15 protein-coding genes are annotated in these 14,942 nt (G+C 35.2%); 6 read left to right on the top strand and 9 right to left on the bottom strand.

The genetic code is table 11. The features are described 5' to 3' along the window. Nucleotides 1-43 precede the first annotated feature (43 nt). Entirely contained in the window at nucleotides 44-1,513 is a 1,470-nt protein-coding gene (locus INR76_RS07735) for a potassium/proton antiporter (protein WP_223107337.1), read from the top strand. 144 nt (nucleotides 1,514-1,657) lie between these two features. On the opposite strand, the gene INR76_RS07730 is transcribed toward INR76_RS07735, so the two are convergent. Together INR76_RS07730 and INR76_RS07725 are read right to left on the bottom strand one after the other, a co-directional pair. Beyond that, a complete protein-coding gene (locus tag INR76_RS07730; protein WP_255592537.1) occupies nucleotides 1,658-4,039 on the bottom strand; it encodes an outer membrane beta-barrel family protein in 2,382 nt (793 codons plus the stop codon). A 1-nt stretch (nucleotide 4,040) separates the two neighbouring features. Next, on the bottom strand, nucleotides 4,041-4,463 hold the full coding sequence (locus INR76_RS07725; RefSeq protein ID WP_223107336.1) for a DoxX family protein: 423 nt from the start codon (nucleotides 4,461-4,463) through the stop codon (nucleotides 4,041-4,043). A gap of 197 nt (nucleotides 4,464-4,660) precedes the next feature. On the opposite strand from INR76_RS07725, the gene INR76_RS07720 reads away from it, so the two are divergent. Together INR76_RS07720 and INR76_RS07715 are read left to right on the top strand one after the other, a co-directional pair. Next, complete coding sequence (locus INR76_RS07720; protein WP_223107335.1) at nucleotides 4,661-5,692, top strand: sensor histidine kinase; 1,032 nt, start codon at nucleotides 4,661-4,663, stop codon at nucleotides 5,690-5,692. Further along, nucleotides 5,689-6,390 (top strand): LytTR family DNA-binding domain-containing protein, encoded by a 702-nt coding sequence (locus INR76_RS07715; protein ID WP_223107334.1) that lies wholly within the window; start codon nucleotides 5,689-5,691, stop codon nucleotides 6,388-6,390. The genes INR76_RS07720 and INR76_RS07715 overlap by 4 nt, the downstream gene beginning before the upstream one ends. 17 nt (nucleotides 6,391-6,407) lie before the next feature. On the opposite strand, the gene INR76_RS07710 is transcribed toward INR76_RS07715, so the two are convergent. From INR76_RS07710 to INR76_RS07685, 6 genes are all read right to left on the bottom strand, one after another. Further along, on the bottom strand, nucleotides 6,408-6,842 hold the full coding sequence (locus INR76_RS07710; RefSeq protein WP_255592536.1) for a MerC domain-containing protein: 435 nt from the start codon (nucleotides 6,840-6,842) through the stop codon (nucleotides 6,408-6,410). A 60-nt stretch (nucleotides 6,843-6,902) separates the two neighbouring features. Then, nucleotides 6,903-8,564 carry a PhoX family phosphatase gene (locus tag INR76_RS07705; protein ID WP_223107333.1) on the bottom strand — a complete coding sequence of 554 codons (1,662 nt, stop codon included), beginning with the start codon at nucleotides 8,562-8,564 and terminating at the stop codon, nucleotides 6,903-6,905. Between the two features lie 39 nt (nucleotides 8,565-8,603). After that, the gene (locus INR76_RS07700) at nucleotides 8,604-9,143 is read right to left on the bottom strand and encodes a hypothetical protein (protein WP_223107332.1); all 540 of its coding nucleotides are present in this window, start codon (nucleotides 9,141-9,143) and stop codon (nucleotides 8,604-8,606) included. After that, the gene (locus INR76_RS07695; RefSeq protein WP_223107331.1) at nucleotides 9,140-9,610 is read right to left on the bottom strand and encodes a hypothetical protein; all 471 of its coding nucleotides are present in this window, start codon (nucleotides 9,608-9,610) and stop codon (nucleotides 9,140-9,142) included. The genes INR76_RS07700 and INR76_RS07695 overlap by 4 nt, the downstream gene beginning before the upstream one ends. 182 nt (nucleotides 9,611-9,792) lie before the next feature. Then, nucleotides 9,793-11,004, bottom strand: a complete 1,212-nt coding sequence (locus INR76_RS07690) for a GTP-binding protein (protein ID WP_223107330.1) — start codon at nucleotides 11,002-11,004, stop codon at nucleotides 9,793-9,795. A gap of 143 nt (nucleotides 11,005-11,147) precedes the next feature. Beyond that, the gene (locus INR76_RS07685; protein ID WP_223107329.1) at nucleotides 11,148-11,507 is read right to left on the bottom strand and encodes a hypothetical protein; all 360 of its coding nucleotides are present in this window, start codon (nucleotides 11,505-11,507) and stop codon (nucleotides 11,148-11,150) included. 169 nt (nucleotides 11,508-11,676) lie between these two features. On the opposite strand from INR76_RS07685, the gene INR76_RS07680 reads away from it, so the two are divergent. The 3 genes from INR76_RS07680 to INR76_RS07670 are packed head-to-tail and all read left to right on the top strand — an operon-like array spanning nucleotide 11,677 to nucleotide 13,530. Beyond that, nucleotides 11,677-12,198, top strand: a complete 522-nt coding sequence (locus INR76_RS07680; protein WP_223107328.1) for a DUF421 domain-containing protein — start codon at nucleotides 11,677-11,679, stop codon at nucleotides 12,196-12,198. Nucleotides 12,199-12,215: 17 nt separating this feature from the next. Beyond that, a complete protein-coding gene (locus INR76_RS07675; protein ID WP_223107327.1) occupies nucleotides 12,216-12,836 on the top strand; it encodes an SGNH/GDSL hydrolase family protein in 621 nt (206 codons plus the stop codon). A 22-nt stretch (nucleotides 12,837-12,858) separates the two neighbouring features. After that, nucleotides 12,859-13,530, top strand: coding sequence for a hypothetical protein (locus INR76_RS07670; protein WP_223107326.1), 672 nt, complete (start codon nucleotides 12,859-12,861; stop codon nucleotides 13,528-13,530). Between the two features lie 4 nt (nucleotides 13,531-13,534). Here INR76_RS07670 and INR76_RS07665 read toward each other — a convergent pair whose 3' ends face one another. Further along, nucleotides 13,535-14,890 (bottom strand): TlpA disulfide reductase family protein, encoded by a 1,356-nt coding sequence (locus tag INR76_RS07665; protein ID WP_223107325.1) that lies wholly within the window; start codon nucleotides 14,888-14,890, stop codon nucleotides 13,535-13,537. Nucleotides 14,891-14,942: the final 52 nt, after the last annotated feature.

Raw genomic sequence — 14,942 nt, 5'->3', positions numbered from 1 at the left:
CTGAACTTTTATCTTTGCAAAACGGCAACCGAAATGCCACGCTATGAACTTAACGATTGAAAACATTGTATTGGTAGGCTCCATACTACTGCTTATAAGCATTGTAGTGGGAAAAACATCGTATAAATTTGGTGTTCCTACGCTGTTATTATTTTTGGCAATCGGAATTTTGGCCGGTTCTGAAGGCATTGGCGGTATTCGTTTTGACGATCCCCAAGCAGCTCAATTTATTGGTATTGTTTCGCTTAACTTTATTTTGTTTTCCGGAGGACTAGACACCAACTGGAAAGCGGTCAAACCCATACTAAAAGAAGGTATTGCCCTATCTACCTTGGGCGTGCTCCTCACTGCGGTCTCCCTAGGAACCTTTGTTTGGTTTCTTACCGATTTTACCATTTATGAAAGCATGCTATTAGGATCTATTGTATCGTCTACCGATGCGGCCGCCGTATTCTCAATTTTACGTTCCAAAAGTTTGGCATTAAAAACCAATCTGCGCCCTACGCTAGAACTTGAAAGTGGTAGTAACGACCCTATGGCGTATGTTTTAACACTGGCTTTTTTAACACTGGTTATCAACCAAGACCAGAGTATTTTATCCATCATCCCCATGTTTTTACAGCAAATGCTTGTAGGCGGAATAGGTGGGTTTTTATTTGGTAAGGCGAGTAAATTTATCATCAATAAAATCAAGTTAGATTTTGAAGGATTGTATCCTGTGCTGGTCATTGCGTTGATGTTTATCACCTTTTCAGCAACCGATTTTTTAGGCGGAAATGGCTTTTTAGCTATTTATATTTGCGCCGTGTACCTCGGCAATCAAGACTTAATACATAAAAAAACCATCTTAAAAATGTATGATGGTCTTGCTTGGCTTATGCAAATTGTTTTGTTCTTGACATTAGGTTTGTTGGTATTTCCGAAGCAAGTAATTCCGGTGATGGGAATAGGATTGCTTATCTCATTATTTTTAATCTTTGTAGCGCGCCCTATTGGCGTATTCTTAAGCTTGATATTTTTTAAGATGAAATTACGCAGGCGTTTTTACATCTCTTGGGTAGGCTTGCGAGGAGCCGTTCCTATTGTTTTTGCTACCTATCCTTTATTGGCCGGAATTGAAAAAGCGAATATGATGTTTAATATCGTCTTTTTTATTTCAGTCACTTCGGTATTGTTCCAAGGTACTACCTTATCACTTGTTGCCAAATGGCTACATGTAGGCTTACCCGAAACCTCCAAAAAGTTATCGGCTACCGATATGCTTTTAACTGAAAATCCCAAAGCCGAAATGCAAGAATTTACCATTAGCGCCAATTGTGCAGCCGTTGATAAACAAATTGTAGCTTTAGGATTTCCTAAAAATGCTATTATCGCAATGATCAAGCGAGATGGCAGTTATATAACTCCTAATGGCGCTACGCAATTACAAGCGCAAGATCACTTAATTGTGTTGGCCGACAGACCGGAAATATTTGAAGATGTACGCAAGGTTTTAACGACTCCTTCTGCATAAACTGCTAGTGCTAAAACCTACCACAAAACCAAGCTTTCGGACTATTAAAATATGATGAACCATCATCGTTTTTAAATAAGATACTAAAAACAAAACCCCCAAACTTATACTGTTTGGGGGATACTAATCAAATAGAAACAAAATTTAGCGTCTGCGACCCGAATAGGTCATCGCTTCGCCTTTACCAAAGCCATAGCTTAAGCCAAAAGTAAAAAAGCGGCCACGTAGGCTATAATCGTAGGTTTCAAAAGTAGGTTGGTTGACAAATCGTTCTTGTATTCTAGATGCAAAGACATCTCTAATACCCAAGTTTGCTACAATTTTACCTTTAAAAATCTTTTTTCGTAGTCCTAAATCCATAGATGCAAAACCGCTTTGTTCTCCTTGAATGGTTTCAAAGCTAGACTGATAATTTCCGGTAAGTTCCAGATCAAAATCGGCAGGTAAATCTACTTTAGCCCCCAATCGTGCTGACCATTGACTGCCATCAAAATCAAAATTTTGATTTTCAAACGAACCATTTCGTTCAAAATAATTAAAATTGAAATCTCCATTAAAACTCAGCCAATTAGCAGGACTGTATTTTCCGTTGGTTTCAAAACCGTACGTTGCATTGGTCCCTATGTTTTCAGGTCTGGAGAAGGTTACATTATCATCAAATGTGCTTACCCGCTCAACCACATCGGTGGTGTATCTGTGATACAGGCTAGAGCTCAATGAAGCGTCACCTATTTTATAAATACTGGTAAGCTCATAAGAATCGGTAAATTCGGGTTGTAAATCAGGGTTTCCTACCCGAATGTTGAAATTATTCCGAATATTAAAAAATGGATTTAAATCCCATAATCGTGGTCTAAAAATACGTCTGGAATATCCGGCTTGTAATGAAAAACCTTCACTTATTTTATAGGATGTATGAACCGAAGGAAACAAATCGGTAAAGTTTTGGGCATTGGCTTCGTTGGTATTGGTAAGCAGTGTGGTTAACTCTGTATTCTCTACTCGCAATCCTGCTTTAACACCCCATATGTCATTTTCATACGCTCCCGTAGCATACACACCCAGTACGTTTTGGTTCCATTCAAAGTTATTGGTAAGGTCTTCGTTTATTACATATTCGCCATTCATAAAATCTTGTACTCGGTAATCGTTTCCTACGTCATTAATTACATATTGAGCTCCTGCTTCTATGGTATACGCATCGGTGATGGGATTTGTGTAATCTGCTTTGAAGGTATAATCGGTTTGCTCAAAATTGGTAGCCGTACGTTGGTTATTATCAACGTTAATACCTTGCAAGGTACGGTCTGTAAATTGTGAGGATTGATCCTTTGCAAAAGAACGCCCCTGGGCGGTTACTTGCAAAGTATGGTCTTCATTATTGGTGAAGGTTTTTTTCCAGTTAAATTCATATTGCCATTTAGGATTATTGGCATCTGTAGTTTCTTCTCGCACCCATCGTGATATGAGTCCGTCGGTATCTGAAAGACTAAAAATAGTTTCTGAAGGCTGATCTTCAATTTCGTAAGCAAAATTTCCCGAAAGTGTAAACACATTATATTCATTAAGGTGATAATCGGTTCCTAGGGTGATGTTGAAAAAGGTTTCATTACGAAATTCTTCTCCTATACTCGCAACGGTTTCGCCGGTAGTAAGGTTGCGGTTAATGGCTTCGGTATCTTCGGGAAGAGAGCGGTATCCGGCACCAAATTGAGTAAACAAGTTAAATTTTTCGGTACGCCTGTTGATGCTACCTCCAATGCTATGATTATCGGGTATACCAGTATTGGCCGATATAGATCCGTTCCAGCCTTGCTTTTCTTCTTTTTTAAGGATGATATTTAAAATTCCTGAAGTTCCTGAAGCTTCATACTTTGCTGAAGGGTTGGTAATTACCTCAACACTTTCAATCATATCGGCTGTGATGGTTCCCAATGCATTGCTGGATTGATCGGCTAATACGGAAGGTTTACCATTAATTAAAATCTGAACACCACCGCTTCCGCGTAAGCTTACATCTCCTTCTATATTCACATTTACCGAAGGCACGTTGTTAAGCACCTCTAATGCACTTACACCGGTACTACTAATATCTTTTCCTACGTTAAAAACACGTTTATCCAACTTAAATACAGTTCTAGATACTTCGCCAGTAACTACAACCTCATCAAGGGCTTGATTATCGGCTGCCAATTCAATACGGCCCAAGTTTACACTATTATTTGAGAGTGTAAAATTGGTTATGGTTTTGGTTTTAAACCCCATAAAACTTATTTCTACATAGAAGTTTGTTGCTGTTGTTTGTACTTGAAAAACACCTTGATCATTTGATGTTGCTCCCGTGATAAGCTCCTTGGTTTCGGCATTGTTTATCAATACGGTCGCATACGGGACGGGTTGAGCAGTTTCGGCTTCTATCAAGGTTCCTGACACGGTTATGGTTTCTTGTGCTTGCAACAATAATGCTGAACAAAAACAGAGTATAAAAAGTATATATTTTGTGTAAGGTATCATGTAGGTACGCATATTATTGTTTTGATTTCCGACTTAAAAATGAATCCATTGAGTACCAACCGGGCCCTGTTAAAAACAAGCTGATATACCCAACCCCATACAGTAGTGCTTTTTCCATTCCGTTAAAACCGTCATTAATATGCACACTAAATACAGCAATAGCCATGGTAATTATTAAGGGAATAAGTGCCCAACGAGTAAGCAAGCCTAAGGAAAGTAACAGCGAACAAATGACTTCGGCAAAAACCGCTAATGCCAGTGATGCAACAGCTCCTATACCTAATAAATCAAAAAACTTTACTTCTTCTCCACTGAATAGCATGTTCCATTTGCCTAGTCCGTGACCCAGTAACATACTAAGACCGAATAATAAGCGTAAAAGTAATAGTCCTGCATCAAAGGTGGAGGCATACTGTGGGTGTAGATTTTTTTTCATTGTTGGTTTTTAAAATTTGCTAGTACAAAAAAACTAAGATTAAAGGCTTTATTCAAATTAATTCCGGTCAACAACATTTCTTTACCCGTCAACAACACGACATGCGTTTGGCTTACTACTCATGTCGTTTGCAGTAGTGGATTGGCTGTTCACCAAAGCTTTGTTTTACGAGTGGTTTAAAAATGTACTTTTGTAAGATGAACTTGCGTTTTGCTTCACAATCCATCAGCCTTAAAGAGGTGCTGTTTCAAGTTATTTTGAATAGTATCGTGTTTGTGTTTTATGCTTTTGACAGGCATATTCCGGGATTTGAAGCACATCAAATCTTTTTTTATCTTAATTATGCCATTGCCGGATTGATAATCAACTATTTTTTATTGCCTAACTACTTATATAAAAACAGGTATTGGGCATTTGGTGTATATTTTTTGATTGTGGTAGGGTTGGTTATTTTTATAGAAGAAGCATTTTTGGAGCAGCTGTTTTATCCCGATACCCGCGGCAAGAATTTCTTGGGAGTATTTTATAACTTATTAAGCACCTTACCCACCATAACCATACTAGTAGGGTTTAAATTTGCTTGGGATGCACTTACCAAGCAACGCGAAGTACAAGAGCTTAAAAACTCTGTAAAAGAAAGTGAGTTACAATATTTAAAGTCTCAAATTAATCCTCATTTTTTGTTTAATAACATTAATAACCTATATGCGTATGCGGTTGAAAAATCACCTCGTACTCCAGAGATTATTTTGGAACTTTCAGATGTATTGCGCTATATGCTGTATGAATGTAAAGCTGCGTATGTGCCCTTAAAAAAAGAGCTAACCCATCTTGAAAACTACATCAAACTAAGCACCTTACAAATTGAAGGCCGTGGTACCGTAGATACTCGTATTCAAGCAACTTCACAATCCTACCGCATTGCTCCTTTAATTCTTTCCGTATTTGTAGAGAATGCTTTTAAACATAGTGGAGCCAGCCAAAGTGGTGATATAGAAATTATAGTAGAAGCCCAAGTAACAGAAGACCATACATTACAGTTTTTGTGTAAAAACACCTATCTGCAAGAGAGCAATACCCAACAACTTGAAAAGGGAATAGGTTTAGAAAATGTAAAAAAACGTTTGCAATTGCTTTATCCCGAAGCGCATCACTTACATATAGCTAAAACCGAATCGTGGTATGAAGTATCATTAACCTTACATTTGGGTAAAACACAAGAAGAATGAAGTGCATTATTATAGAAGATCAACTACCGGCGCAACGCATACTTAAAAAGTTTATAACCGATATGGGTTCGCTACACTTGGTTGCTAGCTTTACCGATGCTGTTTCGGCTTTGCCCACCTTACAACAGGAAGCTATAGACATTCTTTTTTTAGACATTCATTTACCCAAACTATCCGGTATTGATTTTCTGAAAAGTTTACAACACCCTCCTCAAGTAATTTTAACCACTGCCTTTCAAGATTATGCCTTGGAAAGTTATGAGCTCAATGTAGTAGATTACCTTTTAAAACCCTTCTCTTTTGAACGGTTTGTAAAAGCTGTCACTAAGGCTGCCGCAAACACTTCTGCACAGCGGTTTTCTACTGAAGCTACCGTTGAACCGGCGGTGCGTGAATTATTCATTAAAAGCGGGTATGACCACATACGCCTCAAAACATCTGAAATTTTTTATATCACAGCCGATTCAGATTATACAGAAGTGCATCTTAGCGATCACAAACATGTAACTACCGAATCATTACGTCATTGGGAAGAACAACTAGAGCCTGATGGGTTTATGCGCATTCACAAATCATATTTGGTCAATACACATAAAATAAGCAAGATATCAGGCAATCAAGTGGTACTAGAAAGTAAAAAAAACCTCCCTATTGGTCGAGCATTTAAACAAGCGATTTATAATCGTTTTGGGATTTAGGTAAATTGAGGTAAGAATTATTCATTTGTCTTAACACAACAGGTATCATCGCTACACTCACAATACTTTCTATTTAATAAATGAAAAAGTATCAAGGCAATAGCGGGAATGTAAATAACTTCTTCAGCTAGACTTAAAAAACTTAACTTTTCATTAAAAATTACAAATGATAAGGCAAACCAACTAATCCAAAGTGCATAGCGAAGCCATTTTTTTGAAGTATTTTTTGCAGACCAATATACCGCTAGAAGTGATATAGCTATAAATAATAAGTCTATTAACCCCCACCAAAACGGGTGTGCGTGAGCGTGGTGTTCATGAATATGACCCGCATGCGCCACAAATAATAAAGGTGTTATAATGCAATGAATTAAACAAAGACCGCTTGCTATAGAACCAAGTATATTTGAATTGGAGTGTAAGTTTACCAACATAGTCTTTTTAAGAAACATATATAATAAAGGTTATTTAAATTAATACATCATTTTAAGAGAAAGTTACAAGTTTTAACTTTATACTATTTTATCTAACATGTTCATTTTTTCAATAAAATCTCCTGTAATTGCTACTACAGCAGGTTTTGGAATAGTATCCTCATCAAACGGCCATTTACTAGTAGGGTTGTCTTTATCTTCTGTTTGCTCGCCTGGATGCTGAACACTTAAAAAAAGTGTTTTTCCATTTGGAGAAAACCAAGGCCCTGTTAATTCAGCATCCCTAGGTGCAGAAGCAACACGAATTACCTTTCCTTCTTGAGAACCATATCTTGGAACGACAAAGAGACTGTTATTCTTAAAATTTTTATATGGTTTATCGTCTTTATTCATTGAGCTCCCCGACATATCTGAAGTTATCCAAAGATTTCCTGCTAAATCAAAAGATAAGTTATCCGGACACGAAAATCCATTTTTCTCACCTCCTGCTTTGTACGTAGAATATGTAAAAGATAATGAATCAAACTCATTATTATCTTCTTGAATCTTTACAATAGAGCCGTGATAATCATTTTTGGGTTTGTTGTTGGTAAAGGTTACAAAAACGTTTCCTGATATAGGGTCAATCTCTATATCTTCAGGTCTATTTAATTGAGTAGCACCTAATACTTTTGAAGCTTCTCTCGCCCTTATTAACACTTCTGTTTGGTCTTTAAACCTTTTTTTCAATAGGGGTTGTTTTTGCCAGTCTAAGGGTAGCCATTTTCCATTTACCATATCAGCTACATACAAAGTACCTTCTTTTAGTGAGCTTGGTTTTGAAGATACAAACTTATACAGATGTTCATCATTGGCATCATCTCCTGTATAGGCAACAATTCTTTTATCATCAAGTTCATATAATGTACAACATTCGTGTGCAAAACGACCCAAAGCAATGTGTTTTTGAGCCGTCCCATCTTTAGGGTTTATTTCTACTACCCATCCATAATGCTCAGGTGGGTACTGGTAAAAATCTTCCCATTGATAATACTTACTTTTTTTATGGTAAGATTTGTTATTTTCAGTATATACCGTCTCACCATAAAAATCATCATAATTTTCTTCACAACTTAAAAATGTATTCCATGGTGTTATTCCGCCAGAACAGTTTGCTAAAGTACCTATAGCAGAATCCTTTCCACAAATAGGATAATCCCAGTTAAATACAATAGGTGTTTTTGCGGTTATTCGCCTGTTATATGGATCATTAAACACCATTTCCCACTTTCCATTTACTTCTTTTATACGTATAATACTTCCCCCTACATTATACATTTCTTTATCTATTTGTTCTTTTGTTCTTAGTGTATTTGGATTTCTATAATTATAGCCTGACACATAAAGAGGGTTTACATACTCGTGATTTACCCAGAGTAATCCGTCTTTAGGGTTGGTTTTATCAAGAGGTATAAAACACGTAAAATCATTGTTATAACCAAAAGTATCTTTATCGTTAATAGCATCACCCCATTTAATTATAGTATGATAATTCATTCCATTTGTTAAAATTAAATCATCTACTTTTGAAGCTGGGATTGATTCTAGTTTTAAGTTTTTTAGTCTATTTAATTGACTGTTTGACACATTTTCACCAGCTATCGGAGTAGTTGTACTTCCGCAACCAATTAAAAAAGGAGGAGTAATTAAGGCTCCAGCACTAGCTTTTCCCAAAAATGATATAAATTTTCTTCTATCCATATAAAATTATTCACTCAAGAGCAACATTTCACATTAGCGTCAATTGACAGAAATATCTTCAAAAAGCTTTATGTGGTGTTGCAAGGTTTCTGTTTTAATAAACGTTTGCCGGTTTGAGTTATAAAGCATACTCATCACCGCTATATTATGTTTTTTCAGAGTACTTCCTAGAAAAGAAGTTTGTATAAGCCTGTCTTTTTGATATTCTAAATAATTAGCAGCCAAAATTTCTTGATTAGGTCTTTTATCGCCCCAATTTTCTAGGGTTGTTGACATATTATCTTCAATAAACTGTAACGATTTTTCAACTGGATATGCCGCCAAATTGTATTTTATTTTAAGTTTATCTAAAAAAAAGCGATTGTTCTTTTTTACAATGAATAGTACTTGTTTGATATCTTGCTTTACTATTAGTTTGGCGAGCTCTTTTTGCGTGGTGTTTTTCCATTCAAAACAAGCTCCCAAAGCAGTATAAAAAAATGCCTGTTCCTTAAACATATTTGTTAAAAATGGTTCAAAACCATCAGTAGGACAGATAAGAAACAAGCATTTTTTGGATATTGCTATATCGATACTCATACTGCAGCTGCAGGGTTAAAAGGCAATGAAGAATGATGTACATCAATTTTTAACTCACCGTTTGTATCTTTTACATAACCAAAGGTGTATTCTACCTTAGTCTCATCTCCATTAGTATCTGTAAAAAAGTAATTGCCCATTGCTAATGCTCGGTTCTCCTCTAAAATAAGTGAAACATTTTCAAAACGTACTTTTGTCCAAGGTTGTAATGCAAATCCGTTATCTTCTGAAAAAGATTCATTCCCTCCAATAAAATACGATACCGCACCATCCTTGTGTATTCTGAACTGTTTATGAGAGGTTTTTGTTGGCTTAAACAACACTTCTTTATTGCTGAAATCATACCGCTCATCAACAAATTTTTCTGTAAAGGCTTCACATTCTTGTCGGTTTTCTATACTACCAATTTTAACGACACCATCGCCCCATATTTGTTGTGCTTTTTCTACTTCCTGTTTATTAATCATAATTTTTAATTTTTAAGTTATTATAAAGGTTCTTTTGAATTTCTTTTTGGTTTAAAAGGTTTTCAGTTATTAAAAAAAGCCGGGAATCAAATTAACCTTGATGTACTTTTTATGAATCATGATCCCCGGCAGGTAAAGTAAATACGCCTTTATTTTCAGACTTATTCAATTACCTTTTTTTATTATGAATTTTGATAATTAGGTATCGGCCATTTATCTGTTTGTGGAAAACTTCCTTTTTTCCATTCATTTAATTCGCTTTGTGTTAACAAACAACCATCTAATTGCTTAGTTATTTCTTCCACGTCTAAATGCTGACCTATAAATACCAGCTCAATCTTTCGGTCGCCAAAGGCATCGTGCCAATCACGTTCAATTATAGCTTGATTATTTACAAAACCGGCATATGAAATTCGTTCTCCAAAAGGCATACTAGCCCACCAGACTCCTGCCGGGTCTGTTTTAAGAGATCCGCCAGCAGATGACCAGATGATAGCCATATTTAATCGAGATGCCATCCAGAATAATCCCTTACTACGTATTATATTTTGAGGAAATTGTTTCTCAACAAATTCAAGAAAACGATCGGGGTGAAAAGGTTTTTTGCGTCGGTATACAAATGACCCAATTCCATACTCTTCAGTTTCAGGAGTATGTTCTGTCTCAAGCTCTTTTATCCAACCGGCGGAAGCTTCGGCTTTTTCAAAATCAAATAGTTGTGTGTGTATCACTTCTCTTAAATCAATTTCTGAATTTTTGGTAGGTATAATGCGTGCTTCAGGATTCAGTTTATGTAAAATATCATACAAATTGCGTAACTCGTCTTCGGTTACCAAATCAATTTTATTCAATAAAATTACGTTTGCAAACTCAACTTGATCTGTAAGTAAATTAACAATAGTACGATCATCTCCATCTATGTCTGTAAGGTTCCTGTCTGTAAGATATTGAGGGCTAGAAAAGTCTTTCAAGAAATTAAATGAATCCACAACTGTTACCATGGTATCTACATAACTAAAGCGACTTAAATCAATAGTACCATCATCACTAGTAAAACTAAAGGTTTGTGCCACAGGGATAGGTTCAGATATTCCGGTACTTTCTATTATTAGATAATCAAATCGCTGTTCTTTTGCGAGTTTCTCAACCTCAATCATTAAATCTTCTCGTAACGTACAACATATACAACCGTTGGACATTTCCACCATTTTTTCTTCAGTACGTGAAAGTGTATTCTCATTTTCAACAAGCTGGGCATCGATATTAACTTCGCTCATATCATTTACAATAACTGCAACTTTTAATCCTTGCTTGTTATGCAGGATGTGATTAAGCAATGTTGTTTTACCAGCACCTAGGAAACCGCTTAACACGGTTATGGGTAATTTTTTCATTAGTAAAATAAATAAAATGTTATGCAGATGCTTTTAAGCAACTGCTAAAAAAATAAAAGATAACTTTGTGAATCACAATTTTCTGTATGCATCCCGGCTATACCGCCAGATGTACTCGAGTTATAAAAAATAAAATTGTGCCTTTAAATTTTAGGTGGTGGCTTATTATGTAGTGTAAGCGGTGTAGCTATATACTGTAAAGGTTCATCGTACCCAACTATTGGTTTTGATTTATATTCAAAAACACCTATGGTTGTTTCTTTTACATCTGAAACTTGTGGAATAAACTTTATGTCTTTTTCAGAATGTTTAAAAGCATCACATAATTCACAATGAGCTAAATCTGAATGCTCTTCATCTAAATGTGAAAAAGCATGCACATTTACTACTCGAACGAGCATAAATGCTGCGAATAGAAATAAAGCTATATACGATTTATGTTTTGCCAACATATTGTAAAAATAATGGATATTATTTAAATAACCATCAAGTTTTGACCACATATCTCTATACTGTGAAGTGACTAACAAAAGTTAATTTTATCTCTTACAACCTAAAATTTTAATTCATACTATCTTTCTGAAAACAAGAGTTGTCAAAAAGTAAGTAAGTCCTAGTTTTACGTATATCTTCTTGCAAAATTCCTATCTTTAAGTAAAAATAAACGTTCGTATGGAAAACTGGATTACTGTAACGCCGGATACCTTAGTAAAGGTGTTGCTTTCAATTTTATTATTATTTACGGGAATCATTATTATTACTCGCATAGCAGGTTTACGAACCTTTGCAAAAATGTCTAGTTTTGACTTTGCCGCAACCATTGCTATAGGTTCTATTTTGGCATCGATTGTTTTAAATAGCGATCAATCTTTAGTTAAAGGAGTTATTGCTCTGGCCGGTATTATTGCTTTTCAATCCTTATTTGCTTTACTGGTACGAAAATCGAAACCTTTCAAAAAATGGGCTACCAACTCCCCCATTTTATTAATGAAAGAGGGCGAAATTCTACATTCAAATTTAAGTGCAACAAACATGAGCGAGGACGACTTAATTGCAAAGCTTCGAGAAGCCAATGTTTTTGACCTATCTGAAGTGCACGCCGCTATACTTGAGTCAACCGGTGATGTTTCTGTGTTACACACTCACGAAGACAAAAAACTTAATAAGAAATTGTTGCAGGGTGTGCAAGAGTAATGTAAAATAAATAGGGTATGAAGCAGCTTCATCTATTAATTCTCTTCTTTTTAATCGCTACGTTTCACGGTGTGGGACAAAAAGCAGCTACATCTTCAAAAAAAGTCTCTATATTATTTATAGGAAACAGTCTTACCTACACCAACAACTTGCCAAAATTGGTTCAAAAAAAGGCAAAAAAGAAGGGCATAAAATTACATACCACCACGGTAGCCCTGCCTAATTATGCTCTTGAAGATCATTGGAATGATAAAAAAATACAGCAACTCATCAGCAATAAATCCTATGATTACGTTATTGTTCAACAAGGGCCCTCTTCTCAACAAGAAGGCAGGGCTATGCTTTTTGAATACGGAAAAAAACTACAAGAACTTTGCGCTACACAGCAAACTCAATTATGTTTTTTTATGGTTTGGCCTTCGCTTACCTATTATCATACCTTTGATAAGGTGATTAAAAATCATCAAGACGCTACTCAATATACCAATGCACGATTGCTTCCGGTAGGAGAAGTTTGGAAAAATCATTTTGACTCCAGTAAAGATTTTAGTTATTACGGTCCGGATGGATTTCATCCTTCCTTAAAAGGAAGCCAAGTAGCCGCCAATGTGATAGTAGATTATTTGTTTTTGAAGTGATTTTAAAGTAACTGTATTTTTAATGAATGTTTTTAAAATTTTATTTGCCTGTATTCAAGCGTTGCTACCCTTGATTGGGTTTGGATTTATTGCTCTTGTGCTTTATACCGAAATATTACCTCCCTTCCACATCATAGGAGCAATAATCTGTGTGGGATTAGGTCTATATTTAAGTTGGTTTGTTTTTAATATGATAAACAGAAGAGGAGCAATTACTACTATGTCTGGAAACAATGCCTCTTATGATCTTGATGATTTGGAACCTACTCCTGGAAGCGATTTCATAAAACTTTCTCCAAAGTTGCTCACAGAAGGTTTTAAAGAAAACAAGTTCTTTTTTAAAATGGAAGTTACCGTCTCAATATGGGGAGATTCCATAGGAAAAAAACTAAACGATAAACACATACTGAAATCAGTTATTTATAAAGAGGAAACAGCTATTTTGATATTAGAATTTTATGACGATTGCTTATTAAAAATAAAGAAGCCGGGGGTTATTTACTACTCAAACAACTATTTAAAAATTATACATGCGAGAGAAATACTTTGGCAAATTACTGGCAAAACAAAAAGCTTCTATCAATACAGTTATTTAAACACCGGAAAAACGATTAAAACAAAATCAAATACAAATTGGAAATCCCATCCCTATGATTTTGGAATTGGAATGAATGCCCTGTACTTACAAGGTTAAAGAATTATTCTAGCAAACCGTCCAAAATTGTTTTTGTTTTTTCAAAAGAAGGTCGTGGAGCTTCAGGATCTATAATTTTTCCTTCCGGATCAATTAAAATAAACCGTGGAATGGAGTTAACAGCATAAGCATTCATAAAATCACTCTCAAAAGAGTTATCCGCAAAAAGCTGTATTCCATCCAGTTCTTTATCATGTATAAATTGTTTCCAAGTATCCTTTATTTCTTTTTTATCAACCGAAATACTTACAAAGACAATGTTTTTATCGTGGTAACGTTTTTCGAGTTTTTTAATGTAAGGTATTTGCTTAATGCATGGAGCACACCAAGTTGCCCAGACATCAATATAAACATAGTTTCCTTTAAAGTCTGATAATTTAACTAGATCTCCGTTTGTATTTTCATAAGCAAATAATGGTGAAATGCTTCCTTTAGTAAGTTGTTTTGAGTTTGTTATCTCATTGTATCTTTCTTCAGCAGCATCAATAAAAGGCTGGTATGTTGTTACCCTCTTAATTAAATCAAGATAATCTTTGGCTCGTTCACTATTTTTTGAAGATATTTTTGAATAAAACCCGTTTACTAAGCTAATGGCTAATTCTTCAAAAGTCACCTCACGAATCACTGCTAGCATGGCATCTACATTTGGAGCTTCTTCAATACGCTCATTCCATACAGAATCAACTATATATTGATAAAATCTGAATTTGTTATAATCTGCTACGTTATCTAATTTTAAATCTCTAATAGGTTTATAAAACTCCTCTGATGGTGAAATTTCCTCACCTAAATAAAATGAATAGTTTGATTCATAGTTATTAATATTAAATAGACGTTGGTAGGCTAATGATTTGCCCTCAGCTTTTTTAAAGAAAGACTCAACATCGTATTGTAGTAACAGTTCTTGATGTGTATTTTGTAGGGTAGTAATATTCTTAAGATATTCCTGCTCTTCGGGTTTATAAAACGATGCTAGGTCTTTGGTCATCTCCTTTTCTACAATAGATTTTTGAACCAAGTAATTATTTCGTTCAGCACCTTGACCTATAAAATTAAGTGTTGTTTCAAAATTATTGGCATCAACGTATACAGTAAGGTTATCTTTAGGATATAAAAAAATAGGTGCTGTTGTGCGACCATATGCCAAAAAATAATATCCTTCTTCAATACTGGTAGTCAAAGTAAATGTTCCTCTATCATCAAGTTGAGTTGTAACAACCTCTCGGTTATTAATTGTAGTAATAGAAATAGATGTAGCTGAATGATTTTTAACCGTTCCTGTGACCAACACTTTTCCTGTTTTAGCAACCATTGAAGTACTCACAAGAACTGAAAATAAAAAGAAAACATATTTAAGCATAGCGTACATTTAAAAAAGCTAAAGATACACTTTTTACTAAATCATTTGCGTA

The organism is Marixanthomonas sp. SCSIO 43207 (assembly GCF_019904255.1).
Taxonomy (GTDB): domain Bacteria; phylum Bacteroidota; class Bacteroidia; order Flavobacteriales; family Flavobacteriaceae; genus Marixanthomonas.
This window is presented reverse-complemented; position numbering and strand designations above follow the sequence as displayed.

Excerpts from the sequence above, each read along its gene's own strand:
- INR76_RS07730 (WP_255592537.1), bottom strand. The coding sequence starts at position 4,039 with ATGCGTACCTACATGATACCTTACACAAAATATATACTTTTTATACTC.
- INR76_RS07675 (WP_223107327.1), top strand. The coding sequence starts at position 12,216 with ATGAAGCAGCTTCATCTATTAATTCTCTTCTTTTTAATCGCTACGTTT.
- INR76_RS07695 (WP_223107331.1), bottom strand. The coding sequence starts at position 9,610 with ATGATTAATAAACAGGAAGTAGAAAAAGCACAACAAATATGGGGCGAT.
- INR76_RS07685 (WP_223107329.1), bottom strand. The coding sequence starts at position 11,507 with ATGTGGTCAAAACTTGATGGTTATTTAAATAATATCCATTATTTTTAC.
- INR76_RS07710 (WP_255592536.1), bottom strand. The coding sequence starts at position 6,842 with ATGTTTCTTAAAAAGACTATGTTGGTAAACTTACACTCCAATTCAAAT.
- INR76_RS07670 (WP_223107326.1), top strand. The coding sequence starts at position 12,859 with ATGAATGTTTTTAAAATTTTATTTGCCTGTATTCAAGCGTTGCTACCC.
- INR76_RS07715 (WP_223107334.1), top strand. The coding sequence starts at position 5,689 with ATGAAGTGCATTATTATAGAAGATCAACTACCGGCGCAACGCATACTT.
- INR76_RS07690 (WP_223107330.1), bottom strand. The coding sequence starts at position 11,004 with ATGAAAAAATTACCCATAACCGTGTTAAGCGGTTTCCTAGGTGCTGGT.
- INR76_RS07665 (WP_223107325.1), bottom strand. The coding sequence starts at position 14,890 with ATGCTTAAATATGTTTTCTTTTTATTTTCAGTTCTTGTGAGTACTTCA.
- INR76_RS07680 (WP_223107328.1), top strand. The coding sequence starts at position 11,677 with ATGGAAAACTGGATTACTGTAACGCCGGATACCTTAGTAAAGGTGTTG.
- INR76_RS07700 (WP_223107332.1), bottom strand. The coding sequence starts at position 9,143 with ATGAGTATCGATATAGCAATATCCAAAAAATGCTTGTTTCTTATCTGT.
- INR76_RS07725 (WP_223107336.1), bottom strand. The coding sequence starts at position 4,463 with ATGAAAAAAAATCTACACCCACAGTATGCCTCCACCTTTGATGCAGGA.
- INR76_RS07735 (WP_223107337.1), top strand. The coding sequence starts at position 44 with ATGAACTTAACGATTGAAAACATTGTATTGGTAGGCTCCATACTACTG.
- INR76_RS07720 (WP_223107335.1), top strand. The coding sequence starts at position 4,661 with ATGAACTTGCGTTTTGCTTCACAATCCATCAGCCTTAAAGAGGTGCTG.
- INR76_RS07705 (WP_223107333.1), bottom strand. The coding sequence starts at position 8,564 with ATGGATAGAAGAAAATTTATATCATTTTTGGGAAAAGCTAGTGCTGGA.